Raw genomic sequence first — 25208 nt, forward strand, 5'->3', positions numbered from 1 at the left:
CTCCGGCGTTCACGCCCGGCCGAGGCTCTGCTTCACGCCCGGCCGAGGCTCTGCTTCACGCCCGGCCGAGGCTCTGCTTCACGCCCGGCCGAGGCTCTGCTTCACGGCCGCGATCAGGGCGAGCGCACGCGGGTCGGCGGTGACTCCCTTGCGGAGGCCGTTGGTGACGTACCCGAGGGCGATCCCCGACTCGGGGTCGGCGAAGCCGAGCGAGCCGCCGCGCCCGGGGTGGCCGAAGGAACCGGGGCCCAGCAGCGGGGACGCGGACCCGTGCAGCATGAAGCCGAGGCCGAAGCGGGTGTTGACGACCAGCACCCGGTCGGGTCCCGCCGACTCCTCGGTACGGGCGAGGGTGAGCGTCGCGGGCGCGAAGAGCCGGGGGCCGTCGTCGACCGGGCCGATCATCGCCGCGTAGCAGCGGGCGAGGGCGCGGGCGGTGGAGATGGCGCCGGAGGCGGGGAGTTCGGCGGCGCGGTAGGCGGCGTCGTTCTCGTCGGGCAGCGGGTCGATGGCCCCGAAGGCGCGGCGGGTGAGGGAGTCGGGGTCGGCGTACGCCTCGCTGACGGTGCGCTTGGGGCGGAGCTTGAGGCCGGTGGTGGTCGGCGGCTCCTCGACGGGTGCGAGACGGCCGACCCGGTGGGCCTCCTCCTGGGGCAGCCCGATCCAGAAGTCGAGCCCGAGCGGGCGGGCGATCTCCTCCGCCACCCAGCGGCCGATGGTGCGGCCGGTGACCCGGCGCACCAGTTCGGCGACGAGGAAGCTGTACGTCTGGGCGTGGTAGCCGTGGTCGGTGCCGGGCTCCCACACGGGGGCCTGGGCGGCGACCGCCCGCGCGCCGGACTCGCCGTCGCAGGCCTGGGCGGGGGTCAGGGGCCGGTCCAGCACCGGGAGTCCGGCGCGGTGCGAGAGCAGGTGACGTACGAGAACCCGCTCCTTGCCCGCTGCCTTGAACTCGGGCCAGTACGTGCCCACGGGGGCGTCGAGGTCGATCTGGCCGCGCTGGTGGAGGAGCAGCGGGACGGCGGCGGCTATGCCCTTGCCCGCGGAGCGGACGATCTGGGCGGTGTCGAGGGCCCAGGGGACGGCGGTGTCGACGTCGCGGGTGCCGCCCCAGAGGTCGACGACCTTGCGGCCGTGGAGGTAGACGGCGACGGCGGCCCCCCGGTCGCCCCGGTCGCGGAAGTTGCGCAGGAAGGCGTCCTTGACGGGTTCGAACCCGGCGAGCGTTGTGCCTTGGACGTCCACGCGTGTGCTCCGCTTCCTGGAGGGGTCGGGGGTCGGGGTGTTGCTGCACCCACCATGGTGCCGGGTGGGGAGGTGAGGGTGCAGGTGGGGCCCCTCCGGGGAGGCGGGGAACTGCCCCCCGGAGGGCCCCGCTCAGCCCATCCGCTCAGCCCACCCGTACCGACCGCGGGTCGAAGCCGAACGGAAGTTCCAGCCGGTGCGCGCGCATCAGCTCCTCGTCCAGCAGCAGGTCCCGCGTCGCCCCGTCCGCCGCCACCGTCCCCTCGCTCAGGACGACCGCCCGGGGGCACAGCTCCAGTGCGTACGGCAGGTCGTGCGTGACCATCAGGACGGTCACGTCCAAGTCCTTGAGGATGTCGGCGAGTTCCCGTCGCGCCGCCGGGTCCAGGTTGGACGACGGCTCGTCCAGCACCAGGATCTCCGGGTGCATGGCGAGCACCGTCGCCACCGCCACCCGCCGCCGCTGCCCGAAGGACAGGTGGTGCGGGGCCCGGTCCGCGTAGGCCGCCATCCCCACCCGCTCCAGTGCCTCGCGTACGCACGTCTGGAGCGCCGCACCCCGCAGCCCCGCCGCCGCGGGCCCGAAGGCCACGTCCTCCCGGACGGTCGGCATGAAGAGCTGGTCGTCGGGGTCCTGGAAGACGATGCCGACCCGGCGCCTGATCTCCGCGAGGTTGCGTTTGGCGACCGGCAGTCCGGCGACCTCGACGGTGCCGGCGCCCGCCGTCAGGATGCCGTTGAGGTGGAGGACGAGGGTGGTCTTCCCGGCCCCGTTGGGCCCGAGCAGGGCGACCCGTTCGCCGCGCCCGATCGTCAGGTCGACGCCGAACAGGGCCTGGTGCCCGTCCGGGTAGGCGTACGCCAGGCCGCGCACCGCCAGCGAATCTGCTTCCGTCACACCATCACCCATCCCGTCAGACACACCAGCAGCGCCGCCCCCGGCAGCATGCCCACCCGCGTCCACTCCGCGCGCGTGGCCACCGTCTCCTCCAGTACCGGCATGACGCCCGTGTAGCCGCGGCTCACCATGGCCAGGTGCACGCGTTCGCCCCTTTCGTACGATCGGATGAAGAGTGCGCCCGCGGTCTTCGCCAGCACGCCCCAGTGGCGTACGCCGCGGGCCTCGAAGCCCCGGGACCTGCGGGCGATCGACATCCGCTTCAGCTCACCGGCGATGACGTCCCCGTACCGGATCATGAACGTCGCGATCTGCACCAGCAACGGCGGCAGCCGCAACTTCTGGAGGCCGTGCAGCAGTTCGCGCAGCTCCGTGGTGGAGGCGAGCAGTACGGAGGCGGCGACGCCGAGCGTCCCCTTGGCCAGGATGTTGAAGGCGCCCCACAGCCCGGACACGCTGAGCGAGAGCCCGAGCACCTCCACCCGCTCCCCCTGTGCCACGAACGGCATCAGGACGGCGAAGGCCACGAACGGCACCTCGACCAGCATCCGGCTCAGCAGGTGACGGGCCGGGATGCGGGCGACGTACGCGACGGCCGCGAGCAGCACCGCGTACGCCGCGAAGGCCCACACGGCCTCCCTCGGCGTCGAGACGACGACCACCACGAAGCCGAAGACGGCGACCAGCTTGCAGTGCGGCGGCAGGGTGTGCACGGGACTGTCGACATGTCGGTAGAGCGCGTGAGCGTGACCTGCACCCATGTCAGACGCCTGCGGAGTCGGCCGCCTGCGCGGTGTCCGCGCGACGCTTGCGGACCGCCCAGAAGATCCCGCTGCCGACGACGACCGTCGCTCCGACCCCGATGACGCCCGCGAGCCCGCCGGACAGCGAGCTGTCGCTGATGCCCCGGACGCTGTAGTCGGCGAGCGGGGAGTCGGCGGCGGCGTGCTCGCGGACGTTCTTGTCGATGCCCTGGTCGGCGGCGACCTTCTCCAGGCCGTCGGGGCTGGTCGACGCGTACAGCGACACGACACCGGCGAGGGCGAGCGCGGCCAGCAGCCCGACCCCCCAGAACCGCCGGGCCGAGCGGGCCGCGACCGGAACGGCCGCCGTGTCCGGGGCCGGGGCGTCCACCAGCTCGCCGCCGATCCGCAGCTTCAGCGGCGCACTCAGCCCGCGCGCCCCGAACACCAGGTCGGGCCGCACGGCGAGCACCGCACCGACGGTGAGCGCGGTGATCGCCGCCTCGCCGATGCCGATGAGGACGTGCACGCCGACCATGGCGGTGAGCACCTTGCCGACGGGTACGTCGGTGGTCCCGCCGAGCGCGTACAGCAGGGTGAAGAAGGCGGCGGCGGCCGGCACGGAGACGAGGGCGGCGACGAAGGCGGACACCGTCACCGTGCGTCGCTTGCGCGGGAGGACCTTCACCAGGCCGCGGAAGATCCCGTAGGAGACGAGGACGGTGACCACGCCCATGGTCGTGATGTTGACGCCGAGCGCGGTGAGGCCGCCGTCGGCGAACAGCACCCCCTGCATCAGCAGCACCACGGATATGCACAGGATGCCGGTCCACGGCCCGACGAGGATCGCCGCGAGCGCCCCGCCGAGGAGGTGACCGCTGGTCCCGGCGGCGACCGGGAAGTTCAGCATCTGCACGGCGAAGACGAACGCCGCGACCAGGCCCGCCAGCGGCGCCGCCCGCTCGTCGGTCAGCTCGCGGCGGGCGCCGCGCAGGCCGAGGCCGACGGCGGCGACGGCGGCGACACCGGCGGTCGCCGAGACGGGTGCGTTGATGAATCCGTCGGGGACATGCATGGCGGAACTCCCGAGTTCGAACCGCTACGGAGCGTGCAAGCGGACAGCCGTTCGATGATAGGGAGTTATTGCAAAGCAGTTGCAAAAGCCCCCTCTCGATAAGTACCCCTCTTGGGCGGCCGACAAGATGTCGATATTCGTCGGGACCCGGGCCCGCGCCGGAATATGGGACATTAGGTGTCAATTAACCGCGAATGTGAGTGTTGCGTACGTACGAGGTGAGGAGGCGGGCCGATGTCCCGCACCGTTGAGGACCGTCCCCTCGGGGGCACCGACGCCGAGAGCGCCGCCGCCGAGGCCACGGCCGCCGAGGGCCCGAACCCGGCCGCCGCGCCGACCACGTCCACCGCACCCGCCGCACCAGCCGCCCCCGTCGAGGCGCGGCTGCGCGCGAACCTGGTCACCGACGCGCCGGTCCCCACCTGCCTCCCTGTCACTTTGCGACACGCACCGGCGGACGACCCGCGTGCGCTGCTCATCGAACTGCCGGTGCCCGGCCCGCCCGGCAGCACGGGCGGCCGCCCCACCTGGACCTTCCCGCGCGCGCTCCTGGAGGCGGGCCTGCGGGCACCGGCCGAGCAGGGCGACGTACGGATCTGGCCGTGCGGGCGGGTGCAGGTGGTGCTGGAGCTGCACGCGCCGCAGGGGGTGCTGCTGTTGCAGCTGGACAGCGCGCCGCTGGTGCGGTTCCTGCGGCGGACGTACGGCTGAGGGCCGGGCGGGGCCGACCGCGCCGGCCGCCGCGAGCCGGGGCCGACCGCGCCGGCCGCCCCTGGCCGGGCCCACCGCACCGGCCCGCCCCGGAACGTACGTACAAAGATCCAGCCGTACGAGTTGCCGGGCCCCCCTGGCGCGGAAAGCATGAGGGCATGCGAGTGCCCACAGACGAGTCCGCCCAGGAGCCCGGCCACCCCGACCGCACCGACCGCACCGACCGCACCGACCGCACCGCCGCCCCGTCCCCCGCCTACCTCCGCTTCCCCCACCTGCACGGCGACACCCTGGCCTTCGTGGCCGAGGACGACGTCTGGGTGGCCCCGCTCGCCCCGGCCGGGAGCGCCCCGGGCCGGGCGTGGCGGCTGACGGTCGACCGCACCCGGGTCGGGCACCCGCGCTTCTCGCCGGACGGCCGGCACCTCGCGTACACGACCTGGCGCAGCCTCGACCCCGAGGTGCACGTCGTCCCCGTCGACGGCGGCCCCTCGCGGCGCCTCTCCTACTGGGGTTCGGTGGACGCACGGGTCTGCGGCTGGACGCCGGACGGGCAGATCCTGGCGGTGTCCTCGCACGGGCAGCCGTTCTCGTACTTCTCCTGGGCGCACTCCCTGCCCACCGACGGCGGCCCCGGCGGCAGGCTCCCCTGGGGGCCGGTGTCCGACATCGCGATCACCGACACCCTCCCCGGCTGCGAGGGCGAACGCCGCACCCTGCTCCTCACCGGAAAGCCCCCGCACGAGCCCGCCGCCTGGAAGCGGTACCGGGGCGGGGCGACGGGCCGCCTGTGGCTGCACGGCGAACGCCTGCTGCCGGACCTGAACGGTCACCTGGAGGCGCCGATGTTCGTCGGGGAGCGCATCGCGTTCCTCTCCGACCACGAGGGCATCGGCAACCTCTACTCCTGCCTGCCCGACGGCTCCGACCTGCGCCGCCACTCCGACCACGCGGACTTCTACGCCCGGCACGCCTCCTCGGACGGCACGCGGGTGGTCTACCAGTGCGCGGGCGAGGTGTGGCTCGTCGACGACTTCTCGCCGAGCGGGGTGCCGCGCCGGCTGGACGTGCGCCTGGGCGGCCCGCGCACCGGCCGCCGCGGCTACCAGATCCCGGCGGCGGGCCACGTGGGCGGCCTCGCCGTCGACGCGACCGGCCGGGCGAGCGCCGTCTCGGTGCGCGGCAGCCTGTACTGGCTGACCCACCGCGACGGTCCGGCCCGTACGATCGCCGACACTCCGGGGGTACGGGTGCGGCTTCCGGAGATGCTGGGCGCCAGCGGGCAGGTCGCGTTCGTCACGGACGCGGAGGGCGAGGACGCGGTGGAGATCGCGTACCTCCCCCGGGCGGCCGGGGCGCGTGCCGCACGCCGTCTCGCCGCCGGTCAACTGGGCCGCGTACACGAACTGGTGGCCGACCCCGACGGCACGCGGGTGGCGGTCGCCTCGCACGACGGCCGACTGCTGCTGCTCACCGTCACCGAGGGCGAGGAGGCCCTGACCGAGCTGATCCGTTCGGTGAACGGGCCGGTCCGTGACCTGGCCTTCTCGCCGGACGGGACGTGGCTGACGTGGTCGCACCCGGGCATCGGCCGGTCGCTGCGGCAGATCAAGATGGCGCGCATCCAGTCCCCGAGCTCCGCGGAGGGCGCGGGCACGGCGCTGATCGTCGACGTCACCAACGGCCGCTTCGAGGACGAGAACCCCGTCTTCACGAGCGACGGCCGCTACCTCGCCTTCCTCTCATGGCGGGGTTTCGACCCGGTGTACGACGTCCACACGGGCGATCTGTCCTTCCCGCTCGGCTGCCGCCCGTACCTCGTCCCGCTCTCCTCCGCGACCCCCTCCCCCTTCGCACTCTCACCGGACGGCCGCCCGGCGGCGGGCGGCCTGGACCCGGACGAGGCGTCGGAGGGCGACGGAACGGTGACGGTGGAGGTCGAGGGCCTGGCGAACCGCGTCACCCCCTTCCCGGTGACGGCCTCCAAGTACTCCTCGCTGTCGGCGGTCAGCGGCGGCGGCCTGGTCTGGCTGCGCTGGCCGATCTCGGGCGCGCTCGGCGAGACCTTCGCCAACCCCGCCGACACCTCGGGCCGCCCCACCCTCGAACACTTCGACCTCGCCAAGGCCCGCAAGACGGAACTCGCCGACGACCTCGAATGGTTCGCCATCAGCGGCGACGGCACCCGCCTGGTCGTCGTCGAGGACGGCGAACTGCGCGCGGTGCCCGCCACCGAACGCGGCGACGGCGACTCCACCGTCCACCTCGACCTGCGCCGCATCCTGCACGACGTGGACCCGGCCGCGGAATGGCGGCAGGCGTACGCGGAGGCGGGCCGCATCATCGACTCCTACTTCTGGGAGCCGAACATGGGCGGTATCGACTGGTCGACAATCCTCGACCAGTACCGCCCGCTGGTGGAGCGGGTCGCCTCCCCCGACGAGTTCGCCGACCTGCTGCGCGAAGTCCTGGGCGAGCTGGGTACGTCGCACGCGTACGTCGCCGGGGCGCGCCGCAACGAAGGCCCCCCGCACTACCAGCGGGCGATGGGCCTCCTCGGCGCCAACTTCTACGTCAAGGACGGCAACTGGACCGTCTCGCGCATCCTGCCGGGCGACTCCTCCGACTCCAAGGCGCGTTCGCCGCTCGCGGGTACGGGCATCCGGGTCGGTGCCGTCCTCACCCATGTGGACGGCCGTCCGGTGGACCCGGTGGCGGGCCCGTTCCCGCTGCTGTCGGCGGCCGGGGGCACGACGGTCGAGCTGACGTTCGTACCGGAGGGGCCCGAGGGGGCGGAGGTGCGGCCGCGGCGGGTCGCCGTCGTTCCGCTCGTCGACGAACGCCCGTTGCGCTACCAGGACTGGGTGGCCAAGCGCCGGGAGGTCGTCCGCGACCTGAGCGGCGGCAAGTGCGGCTACCTGCACATCCCGGACATGGGCGGTTCGGGCTGGGCGCAGTTCAACCGCGACCTGCGCCTGGAGGTGTCGCGCCCCGCGCTGATCGTCGACGTACGCGGCAACGCGGGCGGCAACATCAGCGAGCTGGTCATCGAGAAGCTGACCCGCCGCATCCTGGGCTGGGACCTGACACGGGACGCCCAGCCCGTCTCGTACGCGTCGAACGCACCCCGGGGGCCGGTGGTGGCGTTGGCCGACGAGGCCACCTCCTCCGACGGCGACATGATCACCGCCGCCTTCCGGCTGCTGTCGCTGGGGCCGGTCGTCGGTCAGCGCACGTGGGGCGGTGTCGTCGGCATGACCGGCCGTCACCCGCTCGGGGACGGCACGGTCATCACCGTCCCCATGAACGCGGCCTGGTTCGACGAGTACGGCTGGGCGGTGGAGAACCACGGGGTCACCCCGGACGTCTCCGCCCTCCGCACCCCTCTGGACTGGGCGGAGGGCAGGTACGCGGTCCTGGACGACGCGGTGAAGGTCGCCCTCGACCTGCTGGAGTCGACCCCGGCGGCAACCCCGCCGGACTACTCGGCGGTGCCGGACAAGCGCAGGCCACAGCTGCCGCCGAGGTAGGGGGGCGGGAGGGTGGACGGGGGCTAGACCCCCACCCCCCGGGTCGACTCGTCCGCCGCCCCGCCCGCACCCACCAGCCCCTTGCCGACCCCGGCCAGCCGGGGGGCGAAACGCTTCATCTCCCGCTGCCCGACCGTCCCGATGACCCCGGGCAGGTAGCCGCGCACCGACTGCATCCCGCGCAGCCACCACTGCGCGTACACGTGGTGCGACCGCCGCTCGATGCCCGCGACGATCCGGTCCACGGCCGGTCCCAGCGGATACGTACGGTTGGACGGCCACGGCAGTCGCTGCCGCAACTCCCGCATCACCTCGTCCTGGTCGGCGCCCCGCACCATGTCGGTGTCCGTCCACGACAGGTAGCCGACACCCACCCGCACCCCGCGATACCCGACCTCGGCGCGCAGGCAGTGCGCGAACGCCTCGACGCCCGACTTCGACGCGCAGTAGGCGCTCATCATCGGCGCGGGTGTGATGGCCGCCAGCGAGGCGATCTGGAGGAAGTAGCCCCGGCTCTCCATCAGTACGGGCAGGAAGGCGCGGGCGGTGACGGCACCGCCCACCAGGTTGACCTCGATCACCCGCCGCCACGCCTCCGGGTCGGAGTCGACGAACGGTCCCCCGGCGGCCACGCCCGCGTTGGCGACGACAATGTCGACTTTCCCGAACCGCTCCTTGACCTCCTCCGCGACGCGCGCCATCGCCTCGTGGTCGGTGACGTCGGCGTACCACCAGTCGCTCTCGGTGTGCAGACGCCCGGTGACGTCCTTGAGCAGCTCGGGCTCCAGACCCACCAGGGCGATGTTCGCCCCGCGCGCGGACAGCTTGCGGGCGAGCAGCTCACCCACTCCCCGGGCTCCGCCCGTCACCACCGCGACCTGACCCTCAAGGCTGTAGCTCACGCGACTTCCTCCTTCTGCTGTTCCTGGCCCGCACCGGCGACGGCCTGCCGGCCCGCACCCACGACGACGTACTCCCGCACCAACTGCCGAATCGTTCCGCTGATGACCTCCGGCGCCTCCACCGGCGTCATGTGGCCCACACCGGTGAGCAGCGTCAGCCCCAGCGACTGCGGCAGCGCCGCCTCGATCTCCCGCGCGTGCACCGGCGGCGTCAACCGGTCGTCCGCACCGGCGACGACCGCGACCGGCACGTCCAACTGCCGCACCCCGTCCGCCAGCTCAAGCTCGGCCAGCACGTGCGACCACCCGACGCGTGCACCCCGGGGGCACGCGTGCACAATGCGAGCGCATTGCGAAACCCGCTCCGGCGACGCCCCGCGCCCCATCGTGGCGTACTTCAGCACCGCCTTCGATACGGGCGTCACCGGCCCCAGCGGAGCCTTCGCACCCAACACCGACTGCGTGAGCCGCGTCCGCAGCCGGCCCGCACGCAGCGGCACCACCAACGACTCGGCGACCAGCCGCGAACTTCCGGTACTGCACAGCAGCACCGCCGCCGCATGCTCGGTGAAGACCGCGCGCCCGGCGGCCGCCATGATCGTCATGCCACCCATCGAGTGACCGGCGACCACCGCCCGCTCCCCCGGCGCGAGGGTCGCCGACAGCACCGCCTCCAGGTCGTCGGCCAGCCCCTCGACCGCATAAGCGTCCGAGCCCGGCGAACGCCCGTGCCCCCTCTGGTCGTACGCCACGACCTTGAAGTCCCTGGCCAGCTCCCGTATCTGGGCCGCCCAGAAGCCGATCGAGCACGTCCACCCGTGCGCCAGCACCACCGCCGGCGCACCTTCCTGTCCGTACACCTCGACGTGCAGCCGGGCACCGTCGCGCGAGGTGACGGTCACCTCCCGCACGTCAAGCCCGAGTTGACCCGCACCGCGACTCACGCCACGACCTCCTCGACCTCGGCGGGGGCGGCGACCTCGGCCCGCACCACCTCGTACTCCGCGAGGTTGACCTCACGCGTCGCCCGCCGGAACTCCGAGGTGGTGCCCGGCCACACGGTCGTATTGCGCCCGTTGGCGTCCAGGTACCAGCTGTCGCAACCACCCGTGTTCCACACGGTGCGCTTCATGCGCTCCTGCACCCGCCGGTTCCACGCACCGACGGCCGAGGGCCGCGCGGCGAGCGCGACGCGACCGCCCAACGTGTCCAACTGACTCATGTAGTCGGCGAGGTAGTTGAGCTGCGCCTCGATCATGAGGATCATCGACGAGTTCCCGAGCCCCGTGTTCGGGCCGATGATCGTCATCCAGTTGGGGAAGCCGACGGCGCTGGCGCCGCGCAGCGACTCCATGCCGCCCTTCCAGGTCTCGGCGAGGGTGATGCCCTCGGCACCCACCACACGGTCGGCGATCGGCATGTCGGTGACGTGGAACCCCGTACCGAAGATGATCGCGTCGACCTCCGTCTCGGTACCGTCGGCGGCGACCACGGTCGAACCGCGCACCTCGCTCAGCCCGGACGCGACGACATCCACATTGCGCTGCGCGAGCGCCGGGTAGTACGTGCTCGACAGCAGGATCCGCTTGCAGCCGATCCGGTAGTCGGGGGTCAGCTTGGCGCGCAGCGCGGGGTCCTTGATGGACTTCGCCATGTTGGCCTTGGCGATGGACTCGATGAAGCCCAGCTCGTTCGGCCGCTTGGTGAACGCCTGCACCTGCAGCTCACGGATACCCCACAGCAGCCCCCGCCGCGCCTTGCCGGTCGCCGGCACCGTACGGTGCAGCCAGCGCTCGGCCCCGCTGATCGCACGGTCGGCACGCGGCATCACCCACGGCGGCGTTCGCTGGAAGAGCGTGAGTTTGTCGACCTGTGGCTGAATCGACGGCACGATCTGGATCGCGGACGCACCGGTCCCGATCATCGCGACCCGCTTGCCCTTGAGGTCGTAGTCGTGGTCCCACCGCGCCGAGTGGAAGACCTTGCCGGGGAAGGTGTCGAGCCCCGGTATGTCCGGCGTCTTCGGGTCCGAAAGCGGGCCGGTCGCCGACACGACGACGTCCGCGACCAACGTCTTGCCGTTCGCCGCCTCGATCGTCCACCAGAGCTTCTCGGCGTCCCAGGTCATCTTCGTGACCTCGTGGTTGAGCCGGATGTGCGGCCGCAGCCCGAAGGTGTCGGTCACGTGCTCCAGGTAGGCCCGGATGTGCTCCTGGCCCGAAAAGGTGCGCGGCCACTCGGGGTTGGGCGCGAACGAGAACGAGTACAGATGGGACGGTACGTCACAGGCGCACCCGGGGTAGCTGTTGTCCCGCCACGTCCCGCCGACCGCATCCGCACGCTCCAGCACGACGAAGTCGGTGACCCCTTCCCTGCGCAGCCGGACCGCGGCCCCCAGGCCCCCGAACCCGGACCCGATCACCGCCACTCGTACATGCTCGTGCTCGAACTCGGCCATGCCCGACGCCTCCCGCACTCAACGACAAAATGTCACTTAGTGACACTCCCATAACCCCGCCAGCAATCACTGGCATGGTTGGGAGCGTAGAGCAGCCCCGTACTGATCGGTAGGGGTAGGACCGAGGAAAGTTACCGGTGGTACGACATAGGCTTCCCGGCGTGGAAGAGGCACCGGAATCCCCCGACCAGGGCGGCGAGCGCGACGGCACCAAGGACGAAGCGCCCCGCCCCTACCGCGAGTACCGCATGGAGGAGCTGGCGGAGGCGGCCGGCATCCCCGTGCGCACCCTGCGCTTCTACCGCGAGCGCAAGCTGATCGGCCCGCCCCGCCGCGAGGGCCGCATCGCCTGGTACAACGACCACCACCTGGCCCGCCTGCGCACCATCTCCGCCCTCCTGGAGCGCGGCCACACCCTCACCGGCATCGCCGACCTGGCCTCCACCTTCGACAGCGGCCGCGACATGGGCGACCTGCTCTCCCTGGGCACCCCACCGGAGCCCAGCGAGGAGACCCCGGTCCGCCTCACCCCCGAGAACCTCGCCGACTACTTCGAGGGCGAGGTCACCCCCGAGAACCTCGCCTCCGCCATGTCGCTCGGCTACCTCACCGTCGACGGCGACGAGATCGTCCACATCAGCCGCCGCCTGCTGGACGCGTCAGCGGCCCTCGTCCGCGAGGGTGTCCCGCTCTCCGAAGTCATGGCCGCGGGCCTCCAGGTGCGCGAGCACGCGGACGTCCTCGCCCAGATCTTCATCGCGCTGGTCAGCACCCACAACGCCGACCCCCAGCGCCTGCGCCCCCTGGCCAAGAGCGTGGTCGAGGCCGAACTCTCCATGGCCCTGGACCGTCACCTGCCCCCCTCCCGCCCACAAGCGGAATAGGCCCCTCCCCCGGCGGTGACGGCCCTCCGGCACAACTCCCCCGGGTCTACTTCTCGTACGCCACCGTCACCGGCGCGTGGTCGCTCCACCGCTCGCCGTGGCTGGCGGCCCGCTCCACCCAGCCCTTGACCGCTCGGCCGGCCAGCCCGGGGGTCGCCACCTGGTAGTCGATCCGCCACCCGGTGTCGTTGTCGAAGGCGCGCCCGCGGTACGACCACCACGAGTACGGACCCTCCACATCCGGGTGCAGCTTCCGCACCACATCCACATAACCGGCCTCCTCGAAGACCCGCCCGAGCCACTCCCGCTCCTCGGGCAGGAACCCGGACGACTTCCGGTTCGCCTTCCAGTTCTTCAGGTCGGCCTCCTGGTGCGCGATGTTCCAGTCCCCGCACACCACGACCTCACGCCCGGCCGCCGCGGCCCGCACCTTCAGAGCGACCAGGTAGAGCATGAACTCGTCCATGAAGCGGTACTTCTCGTCCTGCTTCTCGGTCTCCACCTCTCCCGACGGCAGATACAGGCTCGCCACCGTCACCCCCGGCAGGTCGATCTCCACGTACCGCCCGCTGGCGTCGAACTCCTCGCTGCCGAAGCCGATCTGCACCCGCTCCGGTTCCTGCCGCGAGTACACCGCAACCCCGGCCCGCCCCTTGGCCTGCGCGGGTGCGAGCACCACGTGCCACCCCTCGGGCGCCCGCACCTCCTCCGGCAGCTGGTCGGCCTCGGCCCGTACCTCCTGGAGGCACACGACATCGGCTCCGCTCCCCGCCAGCCACGGCACGAAGCCCTTCTTGGCGGCGGCCCGCAGGCCATTCACATTCACGCTGGTCACAGTGAGCATCCAAAAACCCTACCGACCCTCCGCCACCTTCCCCCGCACTCGTACGCTCGTACGCATGGAATTCCGCCCCGTCGCCTACGACCACCCCGACGCCGTGAAGCTCAACGCCGACGTACAGCTCGAATACGCCGAGCGTTACGGCGAGGGCGACCTCACCCCGCTCGACCCGGCGATGTTCACGCCGCCGCGCGGCCTGTACCTGATCGCGTACGACGACGAGGGCTTCCCCGTCGCCACCGGCGGCTGGCGCACCCAGCGCGCGGGCGAGGAGAACTACGCCGACGGCGACGCCGAACTCAAGCGCATGTACGTCGCCCCCGCCGCCCGCGGCAGGGCGCTCGCCCGCCGCATGCTGGCCCTCCTGGAAGCCGACGCCCTGGCGGCCGGCCGCACCCGCATGGTCCTGGAGACCGGCACCGAACAGCCCGAGGCCGTCGCCCTCTACCTCTCCAGCGGCTACACCGCGGTCCCCCTGGCCGACCGCTTCGGCCTCTACCGCCACACCGACGAGAGCCGCTGCTTCACCAAACCCCTGCAGCCCCTGCTGTAACTCGCCTCACACTGGAAGCCGTCGGCCCCGCGACCATCGCTCCCGGCGCCCCCGGATGCAACACTCTCCGCTCCCAGGCCACCGGCATAGCCATAACCACGCCACCGGCCATCGCATCCCGGCAACCGTGCAGTCGGGGTGAACGACGGGAGGCGCCTTCTGCACGGGCGGAGTCGGTCAGGCGAGGCCCAGCTGGTTCGCCACCCTTTGATACAGGGCTCCATGCCCGGCGTCGTTCGGATGGAATCCGTCGGTGACGTTGCCGCCGAACGCCTGCCGTCCTGCGGGAAGCCGATAGGCGGAGGTGTCGTAGAGGTCGGCGCAGGAGAGAGGAATGCCTCCGCTCTCCAGACAGCACTCTGCGATGATCGCGTCCCAGTAGGCCACCCGGGAGACGGGAGGCGTCCAGTCGTCGACGCTCCACCGGACGCTGCGGTCGCCCCAGACACCCAGGCTCACGATCACCGCACAGGGGTTGGCGGCCGCAACGGCCCTGAACAGGCCGCGGGCAGCGATACGGGTGTCGTGCGGAGTGTAGACGTAGCGGCCGTTGCGCTGTTCATGGCAGTCGTTGGTGCCGAGCCCGACGACGACCAGATCACACCCGAAGGGGATGGTGTTCACCGTTGCCAGGCAGGTCAGGTTCGCAGCGTCGCGCGACGTGCTGCCATCGACCCGTGTGACCTGCCAGTCCTTCGCCAGCCGTGCCTGCAGCAAGGCTGTCCATGCTGTGTCGTTGCGGGAGGCGAAACTGCCGCGACCGGTGATGCTGTCCCCGAGCACCCCGTAGACGAGTGGTCCGCCCGCGGCAGCCAAGGTGCGCGGACGCACCGACGCAGCTGCTGTACCGGTGGTGAGGGACAAGGCAGGGGCCGCGAAAGCGGCGGTCCTGAGCAGGGATCGACGGTCGAACACGGCGCTCCTGACGGCGGGGAAGGAAAGACGGCCCGGACTCTGATCTAGGAGCTCATGCCGGGCCCCCGGTGCGCGGGCGGCACACGAAGTGGCGGGGGAGGAGGCAGGATTCTGGGCCGGAGCGCGGTGGCGTCACAAGGGGCGTCCGGTGCAGCCACACCGGACGCCCCCCCGCACAGGCTGGGCGGCGACCTCTTCCAGCCGGTTCGACGGTGACTGCAGCACCGCACCTGCAACCGCCGCCCAGCGCCCGTCCGTCGTGTGTGCGGTCCCGAACAGGACCGCACACACGACGAAGATCAGCGGTTGTCGTCGCCGTTGCCCGAGAGGATCGGGAAGTCGTTGCCGAGGTGGGACAGCGGCTCATCGCCCTTGGCCTGGGTGGAGTTGTCGGCGCACTGCTGGTTCTGCGGCGCGGACAGGACGGGGATGTCCTGGACACCGACCGGCACGAGGAGGCCAACCAGGGAGGTGGCGTTCGCCTTGGCCGGGACACCCACGCACAGCTTGTTGAGCGTGCCCTGTACCGGAGCGATCTGGGGGCTCATCTTTCCGGCGGTGGTGGCGTCACCGTAGTGGTCCTCCGCGCCGACGCCGCTCTGCGAGGTCGTACCGCCATCGTCGGTGATCGCAAGAGCCTGCGGGGCGCCCATGGCACCAAGACCCAGCGAGGTCGCTGCGAGGGCTGCGTACGTGATGGCATGCTTCATGAAGATTCCACTTTCCGTCTGCGTGCTGCGCCCCGGACTGGGGTGCCCTGCAGAACTCCTGCCGGGCCCGCCGGTTATCACTCTTCGCCCGAACGGACGCGCAATATCACCGTCAGGCAGCAGCCTCCGGACCTGAAACGAAGCCGCCGGGGCTCTGACGAGCCCATCCGGATTCCGTCCGGCCGACGTCTTCGGTTCTCACGTCGCTTCCCGGCCCGCGCTGTCCTCTACTCGCACTTCAGGACCAAGGACCAGCTGGCCCTCGCCCACCTCAAGGACCTCTCCTCACCGGGACGCACCCTGGAGGGCATGCCGGCACGCAAGGACATCCCCGCCAAGACAACGCGGTCCCCTCCTACGCCCGTCAACAGAATCGGCTGATGACCGACCCGGTAGCGGAACGGGGCTGCCGCGAGCCCGCTGTCCTCGCCGGGCACATGCCCCGGCGCGCCGGTCGCCCGAGGGGGTGCCAGCACAGCACCCTGGAAGTCGCGGTCAGAGCTGAGGAGCGCACCGACGGCACAGCCGGTACCGCAGACCACCGCGGGGACCGGTTCGTTCGAGCATCCACGCCTCCGTCTCCGCCCGGTCCAGCACACGAACCTGAGTCGACCACCCGGAGGTGTCACCGTCGTGGGCGAAGCGGCCCAACGCATCATCCCGTACCGGCGAGCCACCTCTCATCGGCGCGAGGGCGGCCGTGATCTCGCTGCATGACACCGCGTGGAGAACGTGTTTGCCTGCCACGGTGGCGTGTTGGTACTGCTCAGGCAGATCGAGACGCCGCATCTGGGCCAGGGATTGGTCGCGAACTGCCCGGAACTGCCCGGCTGCGGCCGCGCATACCGCGCAGGCCGAGGCGCATGCCGACACCGCCTCAGCCGCGGCGGCAGGTTCAGTGCGCGCGGCCAGTCCCGCTCGCGGCCGATGCACTGCACGCCTGGCAGCGGCCAGTCGTGCAGCCGCGTCAGCTCGCCGTAGCGCCTCGCCTGCTGTCCGCTGCGCCACCGTCATGCGCCCCTTGCGTCCCACTCGATACTCCTTCGCGTGGTGCCCGTCGCGCAGGATTTCTGCCGGGCGGGAGACGCCGTTGCGTACAGCGTCCTGGCTGCACAACGGTGCGAAGGTCCGACGTGTTGTGGGCTGGGCCGATGATCTCCCCTCACACCGCCCAGACGGCCGCCCGGCCTCGCGTCATAACGCAGCGCCCGAAGTCCGGGAGCCGCCACGTCGACGGCGGCTCGGTCTCGCCCGCGCCCGGCCCGGCGTAGCCGGCCGAAGGTGCCCCCTCAGCCAGGGCTGCTGACTGAGCGATACGCCCCGCACAGGGAGCCTGTGTGGAGACCGCCCGGTACACGGGCGCCACAGTTCTCGGAGTCGGCCGCAACAGCTACGAGCACGTCACAGACTTCGGTTACGCCTCCTGGCATCAGAGGGACGATAGGTCCACGGACCGCCACTTCTTCGGGCCCCGGGACTTCAGATGGGGTAACCCTGCGGGAAGCACCAGCACCACTGACGGCAAACCAGGCGTGCAGGAAACGGACACGGTCGCCCCCATGCTGAGATCGTGGCGCGGCCCGACAGCGAACCGCAGATCACATCTGAACCCGGGGCGGGCTGATCTCCGCGAAGGCGCCCAGAATCAGCGTCCAGTCCGCCGCACTGACATGCTGAACGGTCTGCCCAAGCTGAACGCCGCACCGGGTGGTGAGCGACGCCGCGATCTCCAGCACGGCCACATCGGCGGGCGAACCGCCGAGCGCTGCGGGGCCGGCGAGCAGCAGCAGGCCGATCGCGTCGAAGTCCATGCAGGTCGCGCCGCCCGCACGGTGGAGAACGGGAAGGTCGGCCTCACGCGAGAGCACTGCCTCGTCCTGGTGCCGCCGCAGCCAGTACCCGTCTGCGTAGGAGCCGAGCAGGCGCGTCGCCGTTCGCTTGCAGGGGTCGGTCACCCTCTCCACGAGGACCTGGGCGAGCGCCGTGCCTGCGGTGTCCTCGACGGTGTCTGTCACCGAAATCTCCATGTCCCGTGAGGTGGTCGCTGTCACTGCGGAGCCGTCCACGCCAGTCGTGTCCGTCTCGGCTGCAGATGCTGTGAGGATGCGGCCCCCGGGGTGTATGCGGTGGTTGCTGCGGCCTCCCGCGACAGAGGTGGGGCCCGTCACGAATCGCCGGAGCCCCACCTCTGTTCAGCCGGAAGCGCTGCGTGTCAGCGCTCGGAGCGGCCCTCGACGTCCTCGCGGGCCTGCTGGGCCTGCTCCCGCCCTTGCTCGGCAGCCTTCTGGCCACGCTCCTGCTCCTGCTGGCCACGTTCCTGGGCGTTGTCCTTCACGCCTTCAACGGCCTGCTTGGCCCGGTCCTGGAGCTCCTGCGCCTTGTCCTTGAACTGGTCCGAAATACCCATGCTGAACCACTCCTGCGGAGAGATGGGGAAGGGCCGTGGCGGGGTGCCCGCGGCCTCGAACAGCCTCACACGCGGCGGGGGAACTCGCACGACAGACGTTCACGCTCGGTTACTTTGCAGGCCAAGGGTCACCAGGATGTGGTGACGCCGGAGATACAACATCCGGGTCTCGGCGGTGCGTTCACCTCACCTCCGGACACTCGGCCAGTTCCTCGCGTGGACAGAGCAGGCGGTGGTTTGGATCCCGGACCGAGCACCTGGGCGAGGGCCGGGCATCCGTATCCGGAACGTGGAAGGGATCTTCTACGGCGGCCGGGACAACGCAACCAGGGCGGCCACTCCGCGCGGGTCCGTCGGAAACGACCGCAGCCAACGTTGTGTCAGCCAGCCCGAGGCGGGCCACGGAGCAACAATGCCGTTGGCATGCCCCCGGATGCAGCCGTCGGACGCGGCTGTGCCTGCGGCAACCATGGCGTTACCCCTCGGGGTGTTCCGGGCCGACCAATGAGGAGCTGTTCTTGCTGCGGAGTCTGCGCTACAGGCTGGACAACGTGATGACGCGGGGCACACCCGCCCTGGTGGGTGTGCTGGCCGTTGCGTGTCTGCTGTTCACGCTGGTGAACGGTGCGCTGCTCCTGCTGCTGGCTCCTGAAAGCACGCATCACGGGGACGTCGGGTCCTCTCTCTGGTCGGGGTTTCTGCGGGTGCTCAGTCCGACCGCTCTGATGCGGGACCGGGGGCCGGCACCCTTTCTCGCATCGGCCGTGTTCATGGCCTTCGGCGGCATCCTGCTGATGAGCACTCTCATTCCGGTGATCAGTGCGGGCCTGCAGAATCAGTTGGCTCGGCTGCGCCAGGGGCGAACACCGGTGGTTGAATCCGGGCATGTGGTCCTGCTCGGATGGTCGCCCCAGGTGCACGTGCTGGTGACGGAACTGGTGGAGGCCAATCGCAGCAGACCACGTGCCTGTGTCGTCGTTCTCGCCGAGCGGGACCGCACCGAGATGGAGAACGAGATCCGCGCGAGGGTCGGTGACCTGGCAAGCACCCGGGTCGTCTGCCGGACAGGGGACCCCTCGGACGCCCGCGACATCGCTCTGGTGTGTCCCGAACAGGCCCGGTCGGTGATCGTGGTGGCCCCGGAGGAGGACGAGCCCGACTTCACGGTCATCAAATGCCTCCTTGCCGTCTCTTCGACCAGGCAGGGCGACGGAACCGGGCCAGGAATCGTGGCGGGAATCAAGAACGAGGAGAACGTGCCCGCAGCGAGACTCGCCGGCGGGCCCAACTGTCGTCTCGTGAGCGTTCAGGGATTCATTTCGCGGCTCCTGGTGCAGACGAGTCTGCACACCGGACTGTCTTCGGTGTACACCGACCTCCTGGACTTCGCCGGAGACGAGATTTACGTCCGGGCCCAGCCCGAACTGGTGGGCCGCACCTTTGACGATGCCGTGCGCGCCTACCGGACCTCCAGCGCGATCGGCCTGATGGAACAGAACGGGCGCATCCTCCTCAACCCGCCCGGCGCTACCCGGATCGAAGCTGCGCACCAGATCGTCGTCCTCAGCGCGGACGACAGCACCATCCACACGACACAAGCCCCCACAGTGCGGCCGAATCCGGCCACACCCGCCGTACCGGGGCGCGCGGTACCCACAGAGCGGGCCGTGTTGATCCTGGGCAGCAACCGGCGGCTTCCCGACGTCATCGGGCAGCTACGCGCGCATCTGGCCGACGGCTCCCGGATCGACGTGGTGGCCGAACAGAGCCCTTCACCGCCAGTCGAGACGGCCGACTGCGCCATGGTGAGCTTTCGTCGGGCGGACGTCACGCGCCGGGACGTTCTCCAAGAACTCCCGCTGGAAACGTACGATCACGTACTGGTCATCAGCCCCGACACCCGCGGTACCGAGAGTGCTGACGCCCGGACCCTTACCGTCCTGCTGAACCTCCGGGACCTCTCCGAGTCGCGCCACTGCGGTTTCTCGATGGTCACCGAGATGGCTGACGACCGCCATCGTGCCCTTGCCCAGGCCGCCAAACCCGACGACTTCGTGGTGAGCGGCAACCTGCTGAGCCTCTGGCTCGCCCAAGTGTCCGAGAATCCTCCGCTGGAAGGGATCTTCGAGGAACTCTTCTCCCCGGAGGGCTGCCGCATCGCCCTTCGCCCGGCCGCCGACTACACGCCTCTGGGTGAGGAGACCGACTTCTACACCGTCGTCGAGGCAGCACGCCAGCGAGGAGAAATCGCCATCGGGCAGCGCATCCACGCGCAAGCCCATATGGCCCCGCGTTTCGGGAACACCCTCAATCCGGACAAGAAAGCCCAGGTCTTCTACGAGTCCCAGGACAGAATCATCATCTTGACGCGGTGACGCGACCTGGGCGGGCCGGACTCCTTCCGCCTACCTGCCGATAGGTGAAGAGCGGCGCTCGACGGGATGCCTTCGTAAAATATCAGCGGTGACCGCAACACGAGCGAAGGCCACCCCTGCGCCTCTCGCCCCACCTGCACTCATGCCTGCCAGGAGCGGCCGGTGCGTGACGGCGGTGTGAGGCCAGGCCCCCCGCCACACACACGGCGAAAGAGGTGTCCTGCATGTTCCCGCGACGGCTTGACGGCCTGCTGCTGCTCGTAGGGGCGGCAACAGCTGCCGCGCCCACATTCTTCGTGCCCGGCGCTGATGCACACGCGCGAGCACACAGCCCACAGTTGTCGATGCCCATTTCTCGGCAGACCCTTGCCGACGAACACCGCACCTGCGACTGGCAGTTCAAGAAGACCTGCGTCGTGGGCAGCTGGATGATCTGAAACGTCTGCTCCACCCCCTGAGCCCGAGGCGAGTGTGCCCGCACGTGCTCGTCGCCCCGAGCCCAGCACCCGGCGCTGAGGATCAGTTTGCCGGGCGGGAGGGTGACGTCAATGAGCCGTGGGCCGACGGACGGTGCGCGCAGCATGTCGCGAAGTCCGTCGAGCGTTTCCGCACGGTGAGAAGCGACGCCCATTGAGGTGGCCAAGGCACTGACGTCGAGTGCGGGTTTGTGCAGGTCGAGTCCGATGAACGCGGTGAATTCCGGCTTGCGGTGCTGCCAGTTGGCCTTGAGGACGTTGTACTCCTGATTGTTGGCGACGACGTAGGTGAGTTGGGTTGCGGTCCACAGAGCCTGGGGGGAGTGCATGGCGGCCCCGTCGCCCAGGGTGCACAGGACCTGGCCCCGGTTGGGTGCCATCCGATCCGATAGCCCTGGGGCGCGTCGTTGGTGTAGATCGTTGAGGTGCTGCGTCTCCTCCCACTAGATGATGTCGTTCTCGAAAACGATCTCGGAAGGGCAGCTCAGGGAGCTCATGACTGGGCCTGCTTCCACGAGTCCGATGCCCGGGCGAACCGGGGACGCCAGGAGTCCGCGCGGCGGCGCGACGCGCCGCCGCTCCCGGAGATTTGCCCGTCGGTCCCCCTCCCTTGGCCCGCCGTGCCGTTCTCCCAGGCCGTGGCGTCACGTCCAGGTCCCTGGCAGAGGCCACACTGTAGGAGCTGCGCAGTTCACGTCCGGCCGTTCCTGAACAACGGCACCGGATCGGTATGCACTGCGAAACCCGGTCCTGACGCAGCCTCAGTCCCGTTGCGTGACGTGGAAGGACGAGCATGGCGAAGGACGGCCGACGGGCGGAGGGCAGAGACGCCTCGTGGTGGCGCGCGGGGGATGCGTACGGCGCACAGGCCCTCCGCGGTACATGTGCTGCATTCCTCCCCTCACCCACGCGGCCCGGCTTCTTCCTGTGGGAACTGCTGGCGGAGTGCGCGACCTCTCCCACGGCCCCGCTGCGGAGTGACATCCCGGGACCGGTACCGCTGGGTTTCGTCTCCGAAGTCCTGGGCACAGCGGTACCGGTCACTTGTGTGCTGCATCTCGCAGGTGCCCTGGCGAGTGTCGGCCGGGACGCGAAGCTGACGCTGGAATCGCTGGACCCCGGAAGGCGTGCAGTGGTTGTGCACCAAGGGCGCCGCATCTCCCTCGCGTTCCTCTGCGCCGGCCTCGACGAACTCTGCCGCCATCCTGGCTGCGCCTTCCCCGCTCCCCATCCACAGATCGCCTTCTGTGACGAGCACCTGGCCCGCTGCAGTGTGGACACACTCACCGCCCTTGCCCGCCGCTGGGGACTCGCGCAGAACCTGCACGACAGCCCGGGGCACAGGGAAGGACGCCCGGAGGCAGAGCTGATCGCACGGGCAGCGGCTGCTGCCGGGGCTAGCGACAGGGTGGTCGGCGTGCTGGTGGATGCAGCCTTCTCGCAGCAGGAACATGAGGAGTCGGCCGTCCCACCTGAGCAGAGAGGGTGGGCCCTTCGCAGAGCCCAGGAACGAGAACGCCATCGGCTCACAGAGATCGGACGCGTCGAGGCGCACCGTATCCGGACGGCGGCCGAGCGCTGTGCAAGCTGCGACAGCGCCCTCGGCCCGTACGCGGAAGCCGGTGTTCCTCCGCACCTCTGCTCGGCTTCCTGCGCTGAGCCGGGCCACCGAACGCGGCCCTGAACACCTGCTTCAAAGTGCAGAGGAAGCGCCCGTCGCCCTCTCGCCGTTCCTCATCGAGGACACAGGCGGCACCGTCCTCCCCAGGATGCGCGGCACGGCCGCTACCGCCCGTTCCGCCAGGTTGCCCGCTGCTTCAGGAGAATCGAGAGGGCTCGGGAAGCCCCTTCGCCGAGCGACACGGAAATGGCCCCGCAACCTTCCGTCATAAGGATTGCGGAGCCATTCCTCCCACGTGTGTCCCTGTGGCAGGAGCACCCGCCGATGACGCTACGGAGTCCGAAGCCCCGGCGCATGCGGGACGCGGCATCAGGGTGCCCCCCCCCCCCAGACTGCGCAGCTGCTCGCTCGGCCAGGACCCGATCCAGCCTCTCCTGATGGTCCAGTTCCGGCACCGGAAGAAGGCTCCCACCTGGTGACTGCCACACCACCCGGTTGGCGCAGTCCCGCCCGGGCGAGTCGCGCGTTAGCCCCAGTAGAGGACAACGCTCGCAGAGCGGGCCGAGAACACCCCGGCCCGCCCTGAGCACACCATCGGCCCAGCCGGTCGAAACCGGCACTCCAGGAGCACAGATGGCACGAACCCGCGAGCCCGTACTGCCCTGGGGGCCCGGCATGCAGGACCACAAGCAGGCGAACCTCCCCCAGTCGCGCCGCCCTGCTGCAGAGGCCGCAGTACGGGTTCAGCCCCGGCATGTGCCGCCCGCGGCTCAGGCCGACGCCTTTTTCGTTGAACCCCTCCAGGAGACCCGCGGACAGGCCTCCTGCGACTTCCTCGTGCCCAACGCACCGGTACCCGACGTGCAGATGAACTTCGGTCAGCTGTATGCAGAAATGCGCAAGCGTCCCATTACTGACGGCTTCGGCTTTGCCGTGGAACTGCCCGCTGTCCTCGACCTCCTGGCCCACGTCGACTCCGGCGCGCTCACTGCCGACTCACTGCGCCGCCTGCTCCTACAAGCAGCGGCCGCGCTCTACGAGCCGCTGGGATGCGTACACGCCGAGGACCCGGACGCTGTCATGAACGCCTGCCGCGTCGAGAACGGCTGCCAACTGTGCGCCCACCACCGAGGGCACTTCGACAAGTTCCTCGACACCTGTGACGACGTCTGGAAGCGGCTCGCGCAGCCCACTCAGTACCCCTTCATTGTCAGCCAGCGATCGGTGCACAGGGCGGGCTGCTCCATCGTCTACCGAGAAACCCCCGACTCATACGCACGCCCCCGTGGGGACGCCTACCCGAGCGCGCTGCGCGAATACAGCCACAGCATCGACCGGCACGGTGACCTCTGGGCCTTTCACGGGGCTCGCCGCTATCCCCGGCTCGAGGCCCTGAACGCCTACGAGATTCACTTCTGGATCGCGCAGCGCACCGGCCCCAGGGGAGGCATGTACTTCAAGCTCTGTCAGCGCTGCTCGCCGGCCGTGTGAATCCGCCCCGGCCTCGCCGTGCGGCGGCCGGCACGGCTCGCTCTCCCTGACAGTGACCCCGGCCCAGCGGTACCGGTTGTACCCGTGTGTCTTCCTCACTGCTTTCCCTGCCATGCACCCACAGCCTCCCGGTGACTGTTCCCACAGCCTTCCTCCTCTCGCGCGAACAAGGACAGGCCGCCCGTAGTCTTCTGCACTACGCCTCGACCCTGAATCTGCCAGCCGCCGACGCGCAGTTGCTGGCCGTGGTGGTGGTGTCCCGCGCCGCCCGGACGGGCCAGAGCACGCTCACTGCCCGTGACCTGCAGCCGCTGGCTGACGCAGCGCGCACTCTGGGAGATCTCGCCCGACTGGGCTGGCACATCGCCATTGACCCGTCACGAAAGCCGGGACAACAGCCCGTACGGATTACTGTTCCCCCTCTGACCGGCGCCCACCTGGAACATCCGCTGCCCATCGGGAAGCTGACCCGCTCCCGGCTTTCCGCGTGGGTCACCGCGACCCTCTCCCACATCGGCCGAGAGGCAGGGAGCACCACCGCCGAAGGCGGCCTGGCCGCACTGACCCTGGCCGCCCACAGTGCCGCCAACCGCCACGGCCGACTGCCCGCAGAGTTCCCTCGGGTCGGCCGGGCCGTACTGCCCGGCCTCCTCTCCCGGGGTTACATCCGAGACTGGCGCCATGATCACTACCTGCTGGACGAGAGCGCCTGGCATTTGGTCGGCCACCACACCCCGCGCATCGATCCCGGCTTCCTGAGCTGGCAACGGTGGAAGGAACTGGCCAGCCGGCCGCTCCGCCGCCATGTGGACACAGTCGAGAACTGCGCCCTGTGCCGTATCCCCGCTCAGACCCTTGTGCAGGCATTCACGAGCGGCGCGGCACCCCCGCAGTTCTCCCCGCGCATCCGCGACATGTTCGGTTCGTGGAAGGGCAACCACCCCGACCGCGGTCCCCTTGCCGCCCAGTTCGTCGCCGCCTTCTGGGCCCGGCACCGGCACGGCCCCTCAGAGCATCAGGTCCGCAACGGCCTCGGCTGGGGATGCCAGCCCCTCGAGCTGACCAGATTCGTCATCTACCGGCTGATCACTACCGGGTGGCTGTCCCACAATCCCGCTGTGCCCTGGACGCTCGGCCCGGGCCCCGCCGCTCCAACACCACGCCAGGAAACCACCGATCGCCCCCCGCCCTGCCCACCAAGAGCTCCCCATTCCGTCCACGCCAATGAACACGGCGAATACACCCAGGCAGAGCCCAGCGCGCGCACGCCCTCAGCCGATGGGCCACCACCTTTCGGCCCGCACAGCCTCCCGCGGCCCCGCTGATGAACAGTCACAAGGAGCGTGTACGGTTCGCCGCCCAGAGGCTGCCCC

19 protein-coding genes and 1 pseudogene are annotated in these 25208 nt (G+C 70.5%); 7 read left to right on the plus strand and 13 right to left on the minus strand.

Annotated features, from left to right (window positions below; genetic code table 11):
• Positions 1-78 precede the first annotated feature (78 nt).
• The 4 genes from ACIO3O_RS23820 to ACIO3O_RS23835 all read right to left on the minus strand — a co-directional run bounded on the left by ACIO3O_RS23820 (position 79) and on the right by ACIO3O_RS23835 (position 3961).
• Positions 79-1245: a serine hydrolase domain-containing protein gene (locus tag ACIO3O_RS23820; protein ID WP_401748977.1), complete on the minus strand. Its 1167-nt coding sequence runs from the start codon at positions 1243-1245 to the stop codon at positions 79-81.
• Positions 1246-1390: 145 nt separating this feature from the next.
• Positions 1391-2155, minus strand: a complete 765-nt coding sequence (locus ACIO3O_RS23825) for an energy-coupling factor ABC transporter ATP-binding protein (RefSeq protein WP_401748978.1) — start codon at positions 2153-2155, stop codon at positions 1391-1393.
• Complete coding sequence (gene cbiQ, locus ACIO3O_RS23830) at positions 2140-2904, minus strand: cobalt ECF transporter T component CbiQ (RefSeq protein WP_401748980.1); 765 nt, start codon at positions 2902-2904, stop codon at positions 2140-2142. Before cbiQ ends, ACIO3O_RS23825 begins: the two co-directional genes overlap by 16 nt.
• A gap of 1 nt (position 2905) precedes the next feature.
• Positions 2906-3961, minus strand: coding sequence for an energy-coupling factor ABC transporter permease (locus tag ACIO3O_RS23835; RefSeq protein WP_401748982.1), 1056 nt, complete (start codon positions 3959-3961; stop codon positions 2906-2908).
• 234 nt (positions 3962-4195) lie between these two features.
• Here ACIO3O_RS23835 and ACIO3O_RS23840 point away from each other — a divergent pair, with 234 nt between their 5' ends.
• On the plus strand, positions 4196-4672 hold the full coding sequence (locus tag ACIO3O_RS23840; RefSeq protein WP_401748984.1) for an SsgA family sporulation/cell division regulator: 477 nt from the start codon (positions 4196-4198) through the stop codon (positions 4670-4672).
• A 158-nt stretch (positions 4673-4830) separates the two neighbouring features.
• Positions 4831-8202 carry a S41 family peptidase gene (locus tag ACIO3O_RS23845; RefSeq protein ID WP_401748985.1) on the plus strand — a complete coding sequence of 1124 codons (3372 nt, stop codon included), beginning with the start codon at positions 4831-4833 and terminating at the stop codon, positions 8200-8202.
• A 23-nt stretch (positions 8203-8225) separates the two neighbouring features.
• Here ACIO3O_RS23845 and ACIO3O_RS23850 read toward each other — a convergent pair whose 3' ends face one another.
• From ACIO3O_RS23850 to ACIO3O_RS23860, 3 genes are read right to left on the minus strand one after another with little or no spacing between them, the layout of a single operon-like run.
• Positions 8226-9104 (minus strand): SDR family oxidoreductase, encoded by an 879-nt coding sequence (locus tag ACIO3O_RS23850; protein WP_401748987.1) that lies wholly within the window; start codon positions 9102-9104, stop codon positions 8226-8228.
• A complete protein-coding gene (locus ACIO3O_RS23855) occupies positions 9101-10048 on the minus strand; it encodes an alpha/beta fold hydrolase (protein WP_401748989.1) in 948 nt (315 codons plus the stop codon). Before ACIO3O_RS23855 ends, ACIO3O_RS23850 begins: the two co-directional genes overlap by 4 nt.
• Complete coding sequence (locus ACIO3O_RS23860; protein WP_401748991.1) at positions 10045-11562, minus strand: flavin-containing monooxygenase; 1518 nt, start codon at positions 11560-11562, stop codon at positions 10045-10047. Before ACIO3O_RS23860 ends, ACIO3O_RS23855 begins: the two co-directional genes overlap by 4 nt.
• 248 nt (positions 11563-11810) lie before the next feature.
• Between ACIO3O_RS23860 and ACIO3O_RS23865 the strand changes: the two genes are divergently transcribed.
• Complete coding sequence (locus tag ACIO3O_RS23865) at positions 11811-12446, plus strand: MerR family transcriptional regulator (RefSeq protein ID WP_401749129.1); 636 nt, start codon at positions 11811-11813, stop codon at positions 12444-12446.
• Between the two features lie 46 nt (positions 12447-12492).
• On the opposite strand, the gene ACIO3O_RS23870 is transcribed toward ACIO3O_RS23865, so the two are convergent.
• Entirely contained in the window at positions 12493-13290 is a 798-nt protein-coding gene (locus ACIO3O_RS23870; RefSeq protein ID WP_401748993.1) for an exodeoxyribonuclease III, read from the minus strand.
• Between the two features lie 55 nt (positions 13291-13345).
• Between ACIO3O_RS23870 and ACIO3O_RS23875 the strand changes: the two genes are divergently transcribed.
• On the plus strand, positions 13346-13840 hold the full coding sequence (locus ACIO3O_RS23875; RefSeq protein ID WP_401748995.1) for a GNAT family N-acetyltransferase: 495 nt from the start codon (positions 13346-13348) through the stop codon (positions 13838-13840).
• A gap of 177 nt (positions 13841-14017) precedes the next feature.
• Here the strand turns inward: ACIO3O_RS23875 and ACIO3O_RS23880 are convergent, their stop codons facing one another.
• From ACIO3O_RS23880 to ACIO3O_RS23895, 4 genes are all read right to left on the minus strand, one after another.
• Positions 14018-14755 (minus strand): SGNH/GDSL hydrolase family protein, encoded by a 738-nt coding sequence (locus tag ACIO3O_RS23880; RefSeq protein ID WP_401748997.1) that lies wholly within the window; start codon positions 14753-14755, stop codon positions 14018-14020.
• Positions 14756-15054: 299 nt separating this feature from the next.
• A complete protein-coding gene (locus tag ACIO3O_RS23885) occupies positions 15055-15465 on the minus strand; it encodes a rodlin (protein ID WP_401748999.1) in 411 nt (136 codons plus the stop codon).
• Between the two features lie 1598 nt (positions 15466-17063).
• Positions 17064-17480: a hypothetical protein gene (locus tag ACIO3O_RS23890; protein ID WP_401749000.1), complete on the minus strand. Its 417-nt coding sequence runs from the start codon at positions 17478-17480 to the stop codon at positions 17064-17066.
• Between the two features lie 197 nt (positions 17481-17677).
• The gene (locus tag ACIO3O_RS23895) at positions 17678-17872 is read right to left on the minus strand and encodes a hypothetical protein (protein ID WP_401749001.1); all 195 of its coding nucleotides are present in this window, start codon (positions 17870-17872) and stop codon (positions 17678-17680) included.
• A gap of 518 nt (positions 17873-18390) precedes the next feature.
• On the opposite strand from ACIO3O_RS23895, the gene ACIO3O_RS23900 reads away from it, so the two are divergent.
• The gene (locus ACIO3O_RS23900; RefSeq protein WP_401749003.1) at positions 18391-20247 is read left to right on the plus strand and encodes a potassium transporter TrkA; all 1857 of its coding nucleotides are present in this window, start codon (positions 18391-18393) and stop codon (positions 20245-20247) included.
• Positions 20248-20800: 553 nt separating this feature from the next.
• On the opposite strand, the pseudogene ACIO3O_RS23905 reads toward ACIO3O_RS23900, so the two are convergent.
• Positions 20801-21103 (minus strand): annotated as a pseudogene (locus ACIO3O_RS23905) (thiamine pyrophosphate-dependent enzyme); the annotation flags it as partial.
• Between the two features lie 1874 nt (positions 21104-22977).
• Here ACIO3O_RS23905 and ACIO3O_RS23910 point away from each other — a divergent pair.
• Positions 22978-23835 (plus strand): hypothetical protein, encoded by an 858-nt coding sequence (locus tag ACIO3O_RS23910; RefSeq protein ID WP_401749005.1) that lies wholly within the window; start codon positions 22978-22980, stop codon positions 23833-23835.
• Positions 23836-23966: 131 nt separating this feature from the next.
• Positions 23967-25160, plus strand: coding sequence for a hypothetical protein (locus ACIO3O_RS23915; RefSeq protein ID WP_401749007.1), 1194 nt, complete (start codon positions 23967-23969; stop codon positions 25158-25160).
• Positions 25161-25208 lie beyond the last annotated feature (48 nt).

It is taken from the genome of Streptomyces sp. NPDC087440 (assembly GCF_044744005.1).
GTDB lineage: Bacteria > Actinomycetota > Actinomycetes > Streptomycetales > Streptomycetaceae > Streptomyces.